General features: G+C 27.2%; 1 protein-coding gene. It reads left to right on the forward strand.

The features are described 5' to 3' along the window. Nucleotides 1–438: hypothetical protein (locus ETC00_RS19935; RefSeq protein WP_171567764.1), on the forward strand; the 438-nt coding region annotated here is incomplete at both ends.

Below are 438 nucleotides of genomic sequence, written 5' to 3' on the forward strand. Positions count from 1 at the left end.
GCTAGAATAACAGTATTTTTTATTCCTAATACAGAATATGGGTTATATACAGTAAACAGAACTACTTTAAATACACATAAAAACAAATTATCTTTACAAAGTTTAGGTCTTTCAAATAACTTGGATACTGAAACTAAGTATGTAAACTTTGTTGTAAATAATAAATTGTTGTTTAAGGCTATAATTAATAACCCAACAGCTTCTAATCAACTATTAAAATTTGTAAACAATAGCAGTCTTCCTACTGAAAATAAAACAGTTCATTTAAATATTTTTGGGTTAAGAAACATTATTGAGATACAAACAATTTCGGGCACTCAAAAGTATTTTAAGGTACCATTGAGAAACATGCCTATTCCTAAAGATTCTATTTTAATTTTCAGAAACGATGGATCGGATAACAAAACATTTGCACATGATATTACACTCACTCAGTAC

The organism is Brevibacillus sp. MCWH (assembly GCF_013096935.1).
In the GTDB taxonomy this organism is placed as follows: Bacteria; Bacillota; Bacilli; order Brevibacillales; family Brevibacillaceae; genus Brevibacillus; species Brevibacillus aydinogluensis.